This window comes from Lactiplantibacillus sp. 7.2.4, from assembly GCF_018991185.1.
In the GTDB taxonomy this organism is placed as follows: domain Bacteria; phylum Bacillota; class Bacilli; order Lactobacillales; family Lactobacillaceae; genus Lactiplantibacillus; species Lactiplantibacillus pentosus.
In genome coordinates, this window is record NZ_JAGYGS010000003.1 from 56735 (window position 1) to 74140 (window position 17406).

General features: G+C 46.8%; 11 protein-coding genes. 2 read left to right on the plus strand and 9 right to left on the minus strand.

Features of this window, described 5'->3' with window-relative positions:
* Nucleotides 1–423: 423 nt before the first annotated feature.
* The 7 genes from argH to KGF70_RS01710 all read right to left on the minus strand — a co-directional run bounded on the left by argH (nucleotide 424) and on the right by KGF70_RS01710 (nucleotide 12163).
* Nucleotides 424–1827, minus strand: coding sequence for an argininosuccinate lyase (gene argH, locus KGF70_RS01680; protein WP_216767544.1), 1404 nt, complete (start codon nucleotides 1825–1827; stop codon nucleotides 424–426).
* Complete coding sequence (locus tag KGF70_RS01685; protein ID WP_216767543.1) at nucleotides 1827–3074, minus strand: argininosuccinate synthase; 1248 nt, start codon at nucleotides 3072–3074, stop codon at nucleotides 1827–1829. The genes argH and KGF70_RS01685 overlap by 1 nt, the downstream gene beginning before the upstream one ends.
* A 467-nt stretch (nucleotides 3075–3541) precedes the next feature.
* On the minus strand, nucleotides 3542–4018 hold the full coding sequence (locus KGF70_RS01690; protein WP_216767542.1) for an S-ribosylhomocysteine lyase: 477 nt from the start codon (nucleotides 4016–4018) through the stop codon (nucleotides 3542–3544).
* Nucleotides 4019–4079: 61 nt separating this feature from the next.
* Entirely contained in the window at nucleotides 4080–6935 is a 2856-nt protein-coding gene (uvrA, locus tag KGF70_RS01695; protein ID WP_050339132.1) for an excinuclease ABC subunit UvrA, read from the minus strand.
* 37 nt (nucleotides 6936–6972) lie between these two features.
* A complete protein-coding gene (gene uvrB / locus KGF70_RS01700) occupies nucleotides 6973–8976 on the minus strand; it encodes an excinuclease ABC subunit UvrB (protein ID WP_003637855.1) in 2004 nt (667 codons plus the stop codon).
* Nucleotides 8977–9124: 148 nt separating this feature from the next.
* Nucleotides 9125–9772 carry an HD domain-containing protein gene (locus tag KGF70_RS01705; RefSeq protein ID WP_050339134.1) on the minus strand — a complete coding sequence of 216 codons (648 nt, stop codon included), beginning with the start codon at nucleotides 9770–9772 and terminating at the stop codon, nucleotides 9125–9127.
* Nucleotides 9773–10966: 1194 nt separating this feature from the next.
* Nucleotides 10967–12163 carry an MFS transporter gene (locus KGF70_RS01710; RefSeq protein ID WP_216767564.1) on the minus strand — a complete coding sequence of 399 codons (1197 nt, stop codon included), beginning with the start codon at nucleotides 12161–12163 and terminating at the stop codon, nucleotides 10967–10969.
* 356 nt (nucleotides 12164–12519) lie between these two features.
* Between KGF70_RS01710 and KGF70_RS01715 the strand changes: the two genes are divergently transcribed.
* On the plus strand, nucleotides 12520–13077 hold the full coding sequence (locus KGF70_RS01715) for a M15 family metallopeptidase (RefSeq protein ID WP_122217738.1): 558 nt from the start codon (nucleotides 12520–12522) through the stop codon (nucleotides 13075–13077).
* Nucleotides 13078–13143: 66 nt separating this feature from the next.
* Here KGF70_RS01715 and KGF70_RS01720 read toward each other — a convergent pair whose 3' ends face one another.
* On the minus strand, nucleotides 13144–14502 hold the full coding sequence (locus KGF70_RS01720; protein ID WP_216786388.1) for an FAD-dependent oxidoreductase: 1359 nt from the start codon (nucleotides 14500–14502) through the stop codon (nucleotides 13144–13146).
* Nucleotides 14503–14655: 153 nt separating this feature from the next.
* Between KGF70_RS01720 and KGF70_RS01725 the strand changes: the two genes are divergently transcribed.
* Complete coding sequence (locus KGF70_RS01725) at nucleotides 14656–15369, plus strand: EAL domain-containing protein (protein ID WP_105920642.1); 714 nt, start codon at nucleotides 14656–14658, stop codon at nucleotides 15367–15369.
* A 177-nt stretch (nucleotides 15370–15546) separates the two neighbouring features.
* Here the strand turns inward: KGF70_RS01725 and KGF70_RS01730 are convergent, their stop codons facing one another.
* Entirely contained in the window at nucleotides 15547–17274 is a 1728-nt protein-coding gene (locus KGF70_RS01730) for a phospho-sugar mutase (RefSeq protein WP_216767540.1), read from the minus strand.
* Nucleotides 17275–17406: the final 132 nt, after the last annotated feature.

The following is a 17406-nucleotide window of genomic DNA, read 5'->3' on the forward strand; positions in this document are numbered from 1 at the left end:
CGGCTCCTAGAGTGTGAGGTTCAGACGGGTTGGGACTGAGGATTAGCCTAGCTAGAGCGTTAAGCGGTGAACTTCCGCTTGGCGTTCTGGCGTAGCTAACCGGAAGTCCCGGTCTGACCCGAACACGTTTCAACAATATTGCATAGAACGTGAAAGACCAGTATTTAAGACGTGGGTTGTCGGCTTAAATCTGTGTCCATCGCGTTCCAGCGTTGTCAGAAATGCCTGGAAGCCGGTGTAGGACGAACAACACGACAGTTTTACGCTAATTCGCCTTGTTTCCAGCGTCCCTCAGCTGGCTGCTTTTGAACGAACCTAAAGTCTGTTTCGTCTTCAAAATTTCCATCAAGAAAACGACCGCCAAGTGCATACACTCTTGGCGGTCGATTCGAAAACTATCAATGGTCAAATTGATAACAATATTTAGTCAGTCGTTGAAGACTGGTAGGTGGCGAGTTGCGCTTGTGCCCGTTGCAACTCTTGTTTGATTTGGTCAAAGCCGGTACCACCGAGTGAATGCCGCCGTTGCACGGCAACCTTGGCATCCAAATCATGATAAACGTCTTCTTGAATCAGTGGTGAAATCTGCTGATATTCACTTAATGGAATATCTTGTAATGGCCGCTGTTTTTTCAAGCCGTCCAAAACAAGCTTACCGACGATCGCGTGGGCTTCGCGGAATGGAATCCCCTTGTTCGCCAAATAATCTGCTAATTCGGTAGCGTTTGAGAAATCGTTGGTGGTGGCTTCTGCCATCCGATCTTCATTAACCGTGAGCGTTGCCAGCATGCCAGTAAAGACGTGCAAACTAGTCAAGACGGTGGTCACCGTATCAAAGGCGCCTTCCTTATCTTCTTGAAGGTCCTTATTGTAAGCCAACGGAATGCCCTTCATGACTGTCAACAAGCCCATCAAGTTACCGTAAACCCGGCCAGATTTGCCCCGAATCAACTCAGCCATATCTGGATTCTTCTTCTGCGGCATAATTGAACTACCCGTCGAGAATTGGTCACTCAAGCTAATATACTTAAATTCATAACTGCTCCAGCTGACGATTTCTTCACAGAACCGTGACAGATGCATCATCAGAATTGACGCATTACTGAGGAATTCCAACACGAAGTCCCGGTCAGAAACAGCATCCAAACTATTATGATAAACGTCACTAAACCCTAATAGTTTAGCGCTATATTCACGGTCGATCGGGAAGGTCGTGCCGGCTAAGGCTGCCGCTCCCAATGGTGAAATATCAGTGTGTTGCATATTGAATTCAAAGCGTTCCATATCACGTTTGAACATCTGGTAATAAGCCAATAAGTAGTGCGCGTATGAAATTGGTTGGGCATGTTGCAAATGCGTATACCCTGGCATCACCATTTCCACATTTTCACTAGCTTTATCAACTAACACGGTTTCAAGCTCGTGTAGCCGGTCTAAAATCAGTGGCAATTGATGCTTCAAATAGAGATGAAAATCGGTTGCGACTTGGTCGTTCCGCGAGCGGGCCGTATGCAGTTTACCGGCAACTGGTCCGATTTCTTCAGTCAATAAGGATTCAATATTCATATGAATATCTTCATTGACCGTTGAGAATTCCAACTCACCCGCTTTTTGGCGAGCCGCTAACGTTTCCAGGCCAGCAACGATTTTGTCGACGTCTTCGGCTGGTAGGATGCCCGTTTTTTTCAACATTTTCACGTGTGCTAAGGAACCAGCAATATCTTCTGCGGCAAGCAACTGGTCAAAGCTGATGGATGCGCCAAAATCATCAACGTACTTAGCACCCGTTTCAGTGAAACGGCCACCCCATAACTTTTTGGTGCTCATTAGGCGTGCGCCTTGTCTGCTTTGGCTTTGGCCTTGGCTTCAGCTTGAGCCTTAGCTTGGACCTGCGCATTAACTTGGGTTGGTAAGCCCCAAAGTTTGATGAAACCAACTGCCGCTTGTTGGTCGAATGAGTCTGCTGACGTGTAAGTAGCGAGGCTCGTGTCATACAAGGAGTTTGGTGACTTCCGACCTTCCGTAATGACGTTACCCTTGAAGAGTTGAACCCGGACCACCCCGTTAACAACTTGTTGAGTCTGCTTTAAGAAAGCAACCATGGCTTCCATTAATGGTGAGAACCATAAGCCGTTATAAATCGTATCGGCTAATTTTTGTTCAATGATTGGCTTGAAGTGCGCTAATTCCCGTTCAAATGTCAAGTCTTCCAAATCCTTGTGCGCCTTTAATAGCACAGTTGCTGCGGGTGCTTCATAGACTTCACGAGATTTGATTCCGACCAACCGGTTTTCGATATGGTCGATCCGACCGATACCGTGTTCGCCGGCAATTTTGTCCAACTTAATGATTAAGTCGGCCAAATTCATGGATTCGCCATCTAAAGCAACCGGAACACCAGCTTCGAAAGTAATTTCAAGGGTCGTTGGCGTGTCAGGTGTGTCAGCTAAGCCGTTCGTCCGGTCAAACGCGTCGGCTGGAGCAGCTTGCCATGGGTCTTCCAAAATCCCACATTCATTGGCCCGACCCCATAAGTTTTCATCGATGGAGTATGGACTGTCGAGGTTGATTGGCACTGGAATGTTATGTTCCTTAGCGTAATCAATTTCTTCTTCACGTGACCAGTGCCAGTCACGAACTGGGGCTTCAATCTTAATATCTGGGGCCAAGGCGTGAATTGCGACTTCAAACCGAACTTGATCGTTCCCTTTACCGGTACAGCCATGGGCAATCGCAACGGCATGTTCTTGTTTGGCCAAAGTGACTAACTTCTTGGCAATTAACGGACGTGATAACGCTGAAACTAATGGGTATTCGCCTTCGTATAAGGTATGACCTTGTAACGCAATCAAAGCGTATTCTTCAGCGAATTCTTGCTTCGCATCGATCATGTATGAGGAAACGGCACCGAGCTTCAAGGCTTTTTCCTTGATGGCATCCATATCTTTACCTTCACCAACATCGATCCCACAAGCAACCACGTCGTAGCCCTTGTCCTTTAACCAACTAATTGCAACTGACGTATCTAAACCACCGGAATAAGCGAGAATAATTTTATCATTTTGTTTGACCATTGATTTGTACCTCCGAAATTTTATCTTTGTATTTCTCAATGACAGTATCGTACCACCTCATTTCATTTTATGCAATAATTTTTGTAAAATATTCTTTATTTCAGTGATATTCATTGAAATTATGGATATTTATACATTTATTCAGTTATTTTAGTATATTTTTTATTAGTTTCAGCCGGCCATCCGTCCCTTACAGCTTCAATCATCGAATTCAGCAATAGTCCCGCTGTGACGACAAGACTTATAATTGATTCCCGTCATACCAGCGTTCGCGCAGCTTCGTTTTCGGTCCCACTGTACCCGGTCAGATTCGATGAGATTGAAATCGCCCACTATCCGCAGTAATCGAACTCATTAAGCTTTAAGGTTTTAAGCAACCAAAAAAGACGCCAACCTTCTATGTTCAGAAAGTTGGCGTCTTTAGTAGTCCTAGTCATCTTCACAATGACCGGTGATATGATTACCGCTTATTCAACGACCTTACGTACAAATGGGTCGGATGAAATGCCTTGGGAAAGAATCAATTTTGCCCATTCTTTAGCGGAGAATAAGGAATGATCCTTGTAATTCCCACAGCTATCAATGGTCGTTCCTTGAACATCTTCCCACTTAGCTGGGCCAGCAATGAATTCTAATGAGGACTTCAATGCCTTAGCAACTTCGACCGTATCATGTTCGCCCCATGTAATCAAATGGAAACCAGTCCGGCAACCAAATGGTGAGCAGTCAATAACGCCGTCCATCCGGTCACGCAATAACCCTGCTAACATGTGTTCGATCGTATGCAAACCAGCCGTATCGATGGCCACCTTGTTAGGTTGAACTAACCGTAAGTCAAAATTAGTGATGGCGTCACCCTTAGGCCCATTTTCCACCGTAATTTTACGAACGTAAGGTGCTAAAACTTTGGTATGATCTAATGTAAAACTTTCTACTTTAGCCATGTATTCAACAACTCCTCTAAATTAAAATCACATTACAAACTCAAGTGTAGCACAATGTTGCCTATTTGGCAGTCATCGTTCCCTGCCGTTCACGATCGCGCTTTAAAACGGGCTTCAAGTATTGACCAGTATAACTTTCGGCCACTTCAGCCACTTGTTCGGGGGTACCAGTCGCAACAATCGTGCCACCACCATCGCCACCTTCTGGACCCAGGTCGATCAAGTAGTCTGCGGACTTCACCACGTCCAGATTATGTTCGATGATGAGGACCGTATTACCGGCATCCACTAAGCGATCCAGAACACCAATCAAACGACGAATATCTTCGCTGTGTAACCCAGTCGTCGGTTCGTCCAAAATATAGAAGTTCTTACCGGACTGTTGCTTGTGCAGTTCAGAAGCCAACTTCATCCGTTGCGCTTCACCACCAGAAAGCGTCGTTGCTGGCTGACCTAACTTGACGTAGCCCAAGCCAACATCAACTAACGTCTGGAGTTTACGACGAATCTTAGGAATTGGTTCAAAGAACTTAACTGCTTCAGATGCTGTCATCTGTAAGACATCCGCAATGTTTTTGCCTTTATATTCTACTTCCAAGGTTTCTGAGTTGTACTGCTTACCATGGCAAACTTCACAAGGCACGAACACGTCCGGCAAGAAGTTCATTTCAATCTTCAAGATCCCATCACCGTGACAGGCTTCACAACGGCCACCCTTCGTATTAAAACTGAAACGGCCCTTCTTGTAGCCCCGCAATTTGGCTTCATTGGTCTGCGCAAACAAATCGCGGATGTTATCAAAGACGCCCGTATAAGTGGCAGGATTACTACGTGGTGTCCGGCCAATGGGACTTTGGTCAATATTGACCAGGCGCTCAATATTCTTGATGCCACTGACACTCTTGTACTTCCCGGGTTTTTCAGAATTTCGATTCAACTTCTGAGCTAAGACCCGTTTCAAGACGTCATTCACAAGCGTCGACTTACCGGAACCGGAAACTCCCGTGACGACCACAAATTCACCCAGTGGGAAATCAACGGTGATATTCTTCAAGTTATTTTCAGCCGCACCGGTAATTCGAATCTTCTTACCATTGCCAGGACGCCGCGTCTCAGGTAGCGGAATGAACCGTTTGCCAGACAAATACTGTCCAGTCAGTGACTTACGTGAACGTGCGACTTGCTTCGGTGTCCCGGCCGCCATGACTTCGCCACCATTTTCACCAGCACCCGGACCAATATCAACGATATAATCCGCGGCCCGCATAGTATCTTCATCATGTTCGACCACGATCAACGTGTTGCCTAAGTCTCGCATCTTCTTAAGTGAGCCAATCAAACGGTCGTTATCACGCTGATGCAGCCCAATCGATGGTTCATCCAAGATGTATAAGACCCCTGATAAATTCGATCCAATCTGAGTGGCTAGGCGAATCCGTTGCGCTTCCCCACCGGATAAGGTCCGCGCTGAACGACTGAGCGTCAAGTAGGCCAACCCAACGTTTTGTAAAAAGGAAAGCCGGTCACGAATTTCCTTCAAAATCGGTTGGGCAATCACCAAACTCTGTTCTGATAATTTCAAGTCATTGAAGAAGTCTAATTCCTTGCCAATTGCGAGGTCTGAGACGGCTCCAATGTGTTCGCCACCCACCTTAACGGCCAGTGCTTTGCGGTTCAAACGGAAACCATGACAAGTCTGACAAGTCAATTCGGTCATGTACTTGCGCATCACATCGCGGGTGAAATCACTGTTAGTTTCGTGATAACGCCGGTCAACGTTGTTAATGACCCCTTCGAAGACAGCATCAACATCGCGAACACCACCGAAATCGTTTTGATAGTGGAAATGGAACGTTTTACCATTAGAACCGTACAAAACAGTCTGTTGGTCTGCTTTGGAAAGATTTTCAAATGGCACGTCCATCGGAATCCCCAATTGTTCACAAGCTTGCTTTAATAATTCAGGATAATACTGTGAACTGATTGGATTCCAAGGCGCCAGCGCACCCTCGGCCAACGTTAATTGGCGATCAGGGACAACTAAGTCTTCGTCAACTTCCAGCTTGATCCCCAGTCCTTCACAGTCCGGGCAAGCCCCTTGTGGCGCGTTGAAGGAGAACAACCGTGGTTCGAGTTCACCGACCGTAAAACCACAGATTGGGCAGGCATAATGTTCTGAGAACATAATTGGGTCGCCGCCAATCACGTCGGCGATCGCGTAGCCGCCACTCAAACGTAAAGCCGCTTCAAATGAATCGAATAACCGTGACCGGTCCCCTGGTTTAACAACGATCCGGTCGATCACGATTTCAATCGTGTGCTGTTGATTCTTGTTTAAGTCAAACGTTTCACTAATATCATGAATCTCGCCATCCACACGGACGCGGACGAAGCCTTCACGCTTGATCTTTTCAAAAATCTTTTTGTGTTCGCCCTTCTTTTGACGAACGATTGGTGACAGAATCTGGAGCTTAGTCCGTTCAGGTAGCTTCTGAATCCGGTCAACCATCTGTTCAACCGTTTGGCTAGCGATTGGCGTGCCATCGTTTGGACAGATTGGTTCCCCGACCCGGGCCCACAATAGCCGCAAGTAGTCATTGATTTCAGTGACCGTTCCGACCGTTGACCGCGGGTTCTTAGACGTCGTTTTTTGGTCGATCGAAATGGCTGGACTCAGCCCATCAATCGAATCCACGTCTGGTTTTTGCATTTGTCCTAAAAATTGGCGAGCGTACGCGGACAAACTTTCGACGTAGCGCCGTTGTCCTTCCGCATACAAGGTATCAAACGCCAAAGAACTCTTACCCGAACCTGATAACCCGGTAATGACCACGAGTTTGTCGCGGGGAATGGTGACGTCAATGTCCTTTAAGTTATGGGCACGCGCACCGTGAATGACAATCTTATCATTTGCCAAAAAAAGGCCTCCTCAATCTAACCATCACCAGCCAAAGCTAGCTGATTTGTGCTTTCAATTCCATGACCGTATCCCGCAAAGTAGCAGCTTGTTCGAAATCAAGCTTCTTCGCGGCAGTCTTCATTTGTTCCTCAAGTTTTGCAATCATATCTAATTGTTGTTCGTGCGTCATATCATCAAAGTCAGTTTCCAAGAAGTCATCCTTTTCACCAGTATCCTCAGATTTTTTGGTAGACGCAATCAAATCTGGAATGGCCTTTTGAATGGTATGTGGTGTAATATGATGGTCCTCATTATACTTCATTTGAATCGTCCGACGCCGCGCGGTTTCATCAATGGCCGCTTGCATCGAATCGGTTGTCGTATCCGCATACATGATGACCGCCCCGTGTTCGTTCCGGGCCGCCCGTCCAATCGTTTGGATCAATGACCGTTCATTACGCAGGAAGCCTTCCTTATCAGCATCCAAAATGGCAACTAATGAAACTTCTGGCACGTCGATACCTTCCCGCAACAGGTTGATCCCGACGAGCACGTCAAACTTGCCCAATCGTAAATCACGAATGATTTGGGTCCGTTCCAGCGTCTTGATATCACTGTGCAAATACCGCACTTTGATTCCTAAGTCTTTGAAGTAGTCGGTCAAATCTTCGGCCATCTTCTTGGTCAACGTCGTAATGAAGACCCGTTCATTCAGCTCGATCCGCTTATTGATCTCGCCAACTAAGTCATCGATTTGGCCCATGATTGGCCGAACTTCAATGGTTGGATCCAACAAGCCAGTCGGTCGAATAATTTGTTGTGCAATGTGCTTCGTCCGGCCCATTTCGTAAGGCCCTGGCGTCGCAGACATGTAAACGACCTGGTTGATGTGTTGTTCGACTTCTTCGAGCTTCAATGGCCGGTTATCCAGCGCACTTGGCAGCCGGAAACCGTAATCTACTAGCATCTGTTTACGAGCACGGTCACCATTATACATGCCGCGTACTTGCGGCATCGTCACGTGAGATTCATCGACAACTAGTAGAAAGTCCTTCGGGAAAAAGTCCAGCAACGTATATGGCGGTTCGCCCGGTTTACGGCCGTCCATGAACCGTGAGTAGTTTTCGATACCACTCGTATAGCCCATTTCTTTGAGCATTTCAATATCGTAAGTCGTCCGTTGCTTCAGACGTTGCGCTTCCAATAACTTACCGTCCGCAGTCAACTCTTTCAACCGGCTGTCCAGTTCTTCTTCAATGCCCTTAATGGCGTGTTCCATAATATCATCGTTGGTCATAAAGTGGGTCGCTGGAAAAATGGCCACGTGTTCGCGGTCACCAACCACTTCACCAGTCAATGCATCGATTTCGCGAATCCGGTCGATCTCATCACCGAAAAACTCGACACGTAAGGCGTGGTCATCACGTGACGCCGGGAAGATTTCGACAACATCCCCGTGCACCCGAAAACGGCCCCGTTGAAAATCAATGTCGTTGCGGTCGAACTGAATATCGACCAACTTCCGTAACAAGTCATTGCGGTCGATTTCCATACCGACCCGCAGTGAAACGACGTGGTCTTGGTACTCATGCGGATCCCCTAAACCAAAAATACTGGAAACCGACGCCACGACAATGACATCATTACGTTCTAATAATGAACTCGTGGCAGAATGTCGCAGCTTATCGATTTCATCATTGATTGCGGAATCCTTTTCGATATAAGTATCACTCGAAGGCACGTACGCTTCCGGTTGATAATAATCGTAATAACTGACAAAATATTCCACCGCATTATTCGGGAAAAACTTTTTAAATTCGCCGTAAAGTTGTCCCGCCAACGTTTTGTTGTGTGACAAAATCAAGGTCGGCTTGTTCACTTGTGCAATCACGTTGGAAATCGTAAACGTCTTCCCGGTCCCGGTGGCCCCTAACAAAATCTGTTCTTTCTCACCGGACTCAATTCCAGCCGTCAATTGCTTAATCGCTTGGGGTTGGTCCCCAGTTGGTTGGTAATCTGAAACTAAGTCAAAATGATTATTATTTACCCGATCAATCAAACGTAGTCCTCCTTTGAAACGGTTGCCCGTTCAGTTCATTTGTTGATAACGATAACTTGCCGTCCCACCATAAAAAATAGGCAAGCCCGCGCTTCCCTATCAGATTCAAATCGCATTTAATTTTAGCACATCGAACATACTTTCGCCATTAATCGGATTGCGTTGTGGCCGTTAATATTTGCGTCGTCAATGCCTGTAATTGGTCCTGATGCGTGAACGGTTCCGCTAACATCTCCGGTAGGACTGCTTTTAAGAAATATTGAACACTGGTCATTTTTTTAAACGCCACAATTGTTTTTAAACTTTCTTGATAAATATCGGTGAACACTGGCTCTGGATTACCTTTTTGAATCTCACCAAATGATTCATATAGTAAGTCAATTTTATCGGCCACTGACAGAATCTGGCCTTCCAGGGTCTCGTCTTTACCCTCGGACAAACGCCGCGAATAGGCCGCCTGAAATTCAGCCGGAATTTCATTTTGAACAAAGTTCTGGGAGAGTTTATGTTCCACATCCGCAAGCATCGACCGTAACGTTGGCGTCGCATACTTGACCGGCGTCTTGATATCGCCGATAAAACGCTCGTTGTAATCGTGATTGAGGGCCTTCTCGTATAAAGCCCGCCAGTCCACCGTTTGACCCGCATTTTCTTCCACATCGCCTAAAAACTGGGCCACTTCCGCCACCTTAAACGAATGGGCCGCAACTGAATGATTTTGATACTTAAAGAAGCCCGGCGCGCGTTGAATCGTTTCTAAATTACTCAAACTTTGAAAATATTGATGCATTCCCATTGCAGCCACCATCCTTAATCTAATTTGGCCTAAGTGTACCAAAAGCGCCCCAGTGACGCAAATTTGGGGCGCTTTTGATCAGAATTATTGTAACGATTCTTAAAATCTATTTATCACACATTTTTGGGAGAGAGCACGCGTGTTAATTATTATTTAGCATTAAAAATGATTAACACGTGCCAAGTTGGCGTCCTGTTCGTCAGCCAACGCGCTTCCTAATCCGACTTCCAGGGCTGGCTGACAACGCTGGAACAGGGCGGACATCGATTTGAACTCACGCAGAAACCCACTGCGCAATTTCAAATACGAGTCTTCTTCTAGCCCGGGAAACCCGCCCGGACAAGAAGAATTTCGCCCTTGAGCATTGTCCGCCAGCCCCTCCAGTCGGGAACCCGCTCAAATGGCGGATGAACGGCCACCTAACTGGGCACAATTGACCACTGAATGTTAGGGCCTTGTCCTTCAAGCAAGCTTTGAATTGGTATCGCTGATGCTTTATGACATTTGAGTACTGAGAAGATTACTGAATATAATTCACTAATATCAACGGACACTAGTCTTGCATTTAGTCGATAAAACGACCTTCGCTTATAATTCAAGATTTTGCTATCTCAGACGACTAGATAAAATTCTGGCAAGTTCAGTAAAGTCGCTTGTCAGAGACCTTAAAACATGAGTAAGAAAGGTTAGTGATTGTTAGAAAACAGTCTGACGGTTCAATATCAAAATTCTCGTGGACCAATGAACCAACGACCAATTCAACAAAAAGTTGGGCCCACACATGTCTGCCTTTCGAATACTACCCCGGCTGGAAGGTATTCTGGGCAAGGCCAAGTGTTTTCAGAGTGTGAGGTTCAGACGGGGTGGGACTGAGGATTAGCCTAGCAAGAACGTTAAGCGGCGAACTTCCGCTTGGCGTTCTGGCGTAGCTAACCGGAAGTCCCAGTCTGACCTGAACACGTTTCATCCATATCGCAGGCAACGTGAAAGACCAGTATTTAAGACGTGGGCTGTCGGCTTAAATCTGTGTCCACCACGTCACGGCCATTGCCCAGAATGCCTGGAAGCCGGCATAGGACGTCGCCACAACAGCAGGTTTACGTAAATTCGCACTGTTTCCAGCGGGTCTCAGCTGGCGGTTCTTGAACTTAAAAAATAGCACGTTTTAATCATAATTCATGACAAATTCAAGTTCTAGACGTGCTGATGGGACTGCACCTGTCCTGGTAAGCGCAACATGAAGGCCATCAGATAAGACACAATCAAGAATCCCGCAACGACTAGGTATGGATAGTGGTAATTCATATCTAATAGCATTCCAGACATGATTGGTCCTACCACGTTACCAACACTCGTCAAAGACATGTTCAATCCGTTGATCAGGCCCTGATTCGTTTCACTAGCTTTCGTCAGCAGCGTCGTTATGGCGGGCCGTAGCAAGTCGAAGGCTGAGAAGATGACGAGTGTGGCAATCATCACCGCGAGTTTGGAATGGGCTTGAGTGATCCAAATCGTGCAAATCACCGCGGCTGCAAAGCATACCCGGATGACGCGCCGTTCGCCCCAGCGCTGCACGAACGTGTCGAAAAGTGCGACTTGCAGGAACAACGAAATCAGCCCGTTGAGCGTCAGCACCAACGCAATGTTGCTCAGACTAAAGTGAAAGACTTCGTTGACGTAGATACTATAGATGCTTTCAAACCCTTGCAGACCAAAGGATGACACTAATATCATCGTGAACAAAATAATAATTGGCACCGTCCAGAACGCCCGCGTCATCGGATGATGCTCAGGCATCGCAGCAGCCGATTTGGCTTCACTGTCTGGGTCGATTTGCCGGTCAGCTGGCAATAGAATGATCAGCACAATCGCGCTTAATAAGCCTAGCGCACCCGCAACCCAAAACGGGGTCTTGTAACTGATTCCCGCCAAAATACCGCCAATCCCAGGGCCTAGGATCAAGCCACCACTGAACGCCGCTGACAGCCAGCCAATCACGCGGGCCCGTTGTCGTTTGGTCGTAATATCTGAAGCAAGCACCATTGCGGTCGGCACGACCATCGTAGCTGACAGGCCACCGACGATCCGCGAAATGTTGAATACCCACAGTTGATTGGTTAACGCAAACAACACTTCTGACACCATGTATAGGAAGAGTCCTGTGGCCAGAACTGGCTTACGACCGAGTTTATCAGACACCCGTCCGATAATCGGCGAAGCCACAAACTGTGCCAACGCAAATAACGCGTTCATGATCCCCATATCCGTTGCGGTTAAATGCAGCTCGTTTTTAATAAACGGCATCACTGGAATCACTAAACTAATCCCTAAGCAGACTAAAAATTCACTAAATACTAAAATTAAGATGGCTCGTCGTGTTTGTCGATCGATATGCCCTCACCTCTTCTGTTAATTATCGCCGACATCGTTTGAACTGTTGTTAATTAGCCTGGATACGTGCCGTTTCAACTGGCAACTAGCGTATGCACGTCGACCACTATGGCCGCTAGTTTGTTCGGCTTCGAGCGGTCCTCAGCTAAGTACAACTGACTGCTTTTAAGGTTGCTTCATAACGATGTCAAATTACGTTATACAAAAATAATCATAAATACACACCGCTTTACATCTTATCAGGGCGCCCTGTCGAAAGCTAGTTAAAAGTTTGTGGTCAAACCGACAATCCTTTTTCCAGTAAAAAGCGGCGAAATCAGCTACAATAACGGTAACTTATATGAGGAGGCCACACCATGGAGCAAGCACTTACCGGTTTTACCAATGTCCAACGTTTAGACCCCGATATCCTTGTTGACCTACGCTACGCCACCACTGACAATTTCACGCATCAAGTTATTTACGACTTTACGACGGCAATCGTTCGGACTGGCACTGCTCACAAACTCGCGCAGGCCAGTGCCATCGTCAAACAGGAAGGTTACCGGCTCAAAATCTGGGATGCCTACCGCCCCGTTAGTGCGCAAAAACGTTTGTTTGAAGTCTACCCTGACCCCGAATTCGTTGCGCGCCCAAATCCGAATTTTAGTCATCAAAAAGGCGTCACGCTCGATTTGACCCTAGTCGATGCAGACGGTCGTGATCTACCAATGCCAACGCCCTTTGATGATTTTACTGCCCGAGCACACCGTGATGCACCACGGACGGCCGAACAAGACAAGTATTATCAACGTTTAGACGAAGCGATGCGCGCCGCTGGCTTTGTCGGCTACGTTAACGAATGGTGGGACTATCGGGACGCAGACATGGACGCGTACCAGCCCTTAGCAGCCGACCCCAACGATTATGCTTAACCACAAAAAGTTCACGTCAACGCGACGTGAACTTTTTTAAATACAATCATCTAAATCACGACGGTCTTAATTATTCCGTCGATACCCATGTTCCTGGTCGACTGCGGCCTGAGCTGCTAAATTCAGATAATTGAAGGGTTCATCAAAATTCGGTGAGAAGAGCATATCCATAAAGGCCAGCTCATCAATCGTGTTACCGTTATGAATAATCACTGACAACGTGTTGGCTGATTGCGAGACTTCGTGGGCACTCATCAATTGGCCGCCTAGTACTTTACGGGTTTGCTGATCATACACCAATTCGATGGTGATTTTGGCAGTCGTTGGCATGAAGTCTGGTCGATAATTGCCTTCATAAACGGCCGTCTTGGCTTCAAAATGGGCGGCTTTTGCTGCCGTGAGCGTCATCCCGGTGCAAGCAATCGTCTGCCCAAAAATCAACATGCCGGTCGTCGCCTGTGTGCCAATCGAACCGAGCCGTTTGTCAAAAATATTGATCCCCGCTAAGGCGCCTTGACGAATCGCGTGCGAAACTAATGACATATAGGCGTGATCTTTGGTGGGGTTAAATTTGACCTCCGTTACATCACCAGCCGCAAAAATGTCAGGATTCGAAGTTCCCATGTAACGGTCCGTCACGATGGCACCCTGCTTCGTGCGGTTGACTTGCCCGGCCAGCAATTCTGATTGTGGAATGACTCCAGGACAAATGACGGCCATATCATAGATAGTTTCAGAATCGGCCGTCGTCACTTGCAAGCGATTGTCGGGCGTATCTTGAAATCCAGTGACTTGGGCATTGGTACGCACGTCAATGCCGTGACTCGTCAATAAGGCCTCAACCTTGTTCGCCAGATTGGCATCCAAGTATTCATCAATGAGCTGTGGCCCTCGTTGATATAAGGTGACAGCGTGCCCAGACTTGATATAGCCCTCAGCAAGCTCCACCCCGGCATAGCCGCCACCCACGATTGCAATTTGTTTGGCGTGCTGGGCCGCTTCATAAAGTTGCTGAGCCTGTTCACAAGTCTTGCACAGCATCACTTTCGGGTTCTCAACACCAGGAATTGCCGGAATCGCGGTCAGTGATCCGGTCGCCATAACCAATTTGTCATAGTGGTCAGTTTCCATCGTCTTGGTTTGTAGATTTTGGGCCAAAATGGTGTGTTTCGTCGCATCAACCTTGATCACATCATGTTGCATCCGCATTTGGACGCCTTGCTTACTGAACTCATCAGGATTAGCGTATAGTGCTTGATCCAAATCCTTGATGGTTCCCCCTAAGTGTAGATAAGTACCACAGGACATATACGAAATCGTCGCGTGCCGCTCATACACGGTAATTTCAGTGCCTGGATAGTATTTCAAAATTTGCCGCATGGCGGCAATCCCCGCATGTGTACAGCCGATAATAGCAACTTTCATTGATTCGACCACAGCTTTCATAAAATATTAAAATTAAACCACAGAATGGTTAAACATTCATTTAGGTTGACGTATACTTAGAGTATACAGCGATTTGGTTATTTTTAAAACGATTCAATGACTTAAAACTTACTATAAAAGGCGATGGAACTTATGGAACCAATTTACCGCTACTTCGTACAACCCCAATTAAACTTATTAAATAATACCGTCTATGGTTATGAACTGCTCATTAAACAGCTGACACCAGATGGTTGGCGCCTACCAGAGTCCTTTGCGGCCATTAGTTCCAAGACGACCTCAGACTTATTGATTGCCACGACGAAGATTCTGGCACTCAAGGTCCGCTACTGTGCGGTCAACATCAGTCGTGAACAATTGATGGACACCACGGTCGCTAAAGCCATTATTCAGAGTCAAGTCCAACTCTACCCTGCCAAACTCGTGGTCGAATTGACTGAGGAACGCGGGCCTAAGCAGTACCCAGATACGCAGTTGATCCCACACTTACGGGGGTTCATTGAACATGGTATGCAGCTTTCACTAGACGACGTGGGCACCGGGATCAATGATTTCAAGAGCATTCAGGAGATTCTGCCATTAGCTTCCGAATTAAAGTTTGCCTTGCAGAATTTCCGCAGCGATATGAAGGACCCCAAAATCCAACAGAAGTTACATTTCTGGCGTGCCATCAGTAGTGAATATGGGTTGCGTTTAATTCTCGAAGGCATCGAAGACGAGGATGACGACCGCCTAAGTAGTCATTTTGACATTAATTTACGACAAGGCTACTACTATGGCAAGCCGCAATTATTACGGCTCCCTGGCGATCCCATCAACTTTGAATTACCATCCGCTCAAGCTTAATCGTCACCACCACACAAATAGTTGCGTCAGTCATCCAGTTTTTTTACTCGATTTCCAACAACTGCTATTATCGAATCCAAAATAACACCCGTTAGTCTCAGCAAGTTACTGAAACTAGCGGGTGTTATTTTGATGGCTCTAATTAAAATCAGGCAGGTAGCCTGCGCAGGCTAATCGTTATTCTTTGATAAACGCTTGAATTGCAGCTTCAAACTTAGCTAATTTATCATTGGCTTCATCGAGGGTGTCGCCCAAGGTACCAATGTAGAACTTGATCTTAGGTTCCGTCCCAGAAGGCCGAATGGCGATCCAAGTGCCGTCTTCTAAGTGATATTTCAAAACATTGGCTTGTGGTAAATCGATTGGGGCCGTGTGACCATCCGCAAAGCTTTCCGTTTGGCTCTGGAAGTCTTCCGTCCCTTGAACCGCGTAACCAGCAAAGTCCGTTGGGGCTTCGCTACGAAACTTGGTCATTAAGGTTGCAATCTTGTCACTACCACCGACACCGTCAAATTCTTCAGAAGTCGTCTGTTCACGGAAGTAGCCATATTCCTTAAATAGGTCTTGAAGCCCGTCATAGAGGTTCTTACCTTGTTGCTTGTAGTAAGCGGCAACTTCGGCTAATAAGACCGTCGTTTGGATGGCATCCTTGTCATGGACGAATGGCTTGATCAAATAGCCATAGCTTTCTTCAAAGCCAAACATGTAGGTGTGTTCACCGGTGGCTTCAAAGTGTTCGATTTGTTCAGCGATATACTTAAATCCAGTTAAGACGTTGATCATCGTCACACCATAGGAAGCCGCAACCTTCGTCGCAAATTCGCTGGAAACGATCGATTTGACCGCGGCAGCGTTCTTTGGTAAGGTCCCTGCATCCTTGTTGGCTTGCAAGATGTAGTGTAATAAGACGGCCGCAATTTGGTTCCCAGTCAATAAGACGTATTCGCCATCTGGTTGCCGAACAGCTGTCCCCAACCGGTCAGCATCTGGGTCGACCGCAATCAATACATCGGCACCTTCCTTTTTCCCTAAATCGATCGCCATCTTGAAGGCTTCTGGGAATTCAGGGTTCGGGAACTTGACCGTTGAAAAGTCAGGGTCAGCGACTGCTTGTTCCTTAACGACACTGAAGTTTTTGAACCCAGCGTTCTTCAAGGCTTTTTCACCCAGCATCCGACCAGTCCCGTGCAGTGGCGTGAAGACCAGCTTCATGTCTTTGCCGACTTCATCGACTAATTTTTGGTTGATCGTGACTTCCTTGACCTTTGCCAAGTAGTCTTGGTCGACGTCATCACCGATAATCGTTTCAGTCTTGTCAGCTAATAATTGTTGTTCATCAGCAACCGCAATGGCGAACACGTCGTCAACTTTCCGGATGTATGACGTAATCAAATCGGATTCCTTTGGTGGCATTTGACCACCATCTTCACCATAGATCTTATAGCCGTTATACTGCTTAGGATTGTGGCTAGCCGTGATCATAATGCCGGCATAGGTGTGTAAATGCCGTACCGTGAAGGACAATTCTGGAGTTGGCCGCAAGCTTTCAAACACGTATGACTTGATGCCGTGTTGCCCCAAGACCCGTGCGGATTCGTGGGCAAAGTCTTCAGAATGATGCCGTGAATCAAAACTGATCGCCACGCCGCGTTCCTTAACATCGGCGGGTAGCGTATCCATGAACCGGGCTAACCCTTCCGTTGCTTGACGAACAGTATAAATATTCATCCGGTTGATTCCAGGTCCGAGGACCCCACGCATGCCGGCAGTTCCGAATTCCATTGGTTCATAAAAGGCATCTTCTAAGGCTGAGTCATCACCAGCCATCGCCGTTAATTCTTGTTTTAAACTTGTTTCAAGTGTCGCTTGGTTTTTCCAGGTATTATAAGTATCTTGCCAACTCACAAAAACCATCTCCAATTCCGATATTTGTTAGTGCTTACAAAAATAGTATACAACATTGCCAGGCTTAACAAAGTAAAATTTACTAAGAAAATCCATTAATCCCCGACTTTCGCGCGGTTAGTTCGTTAATGT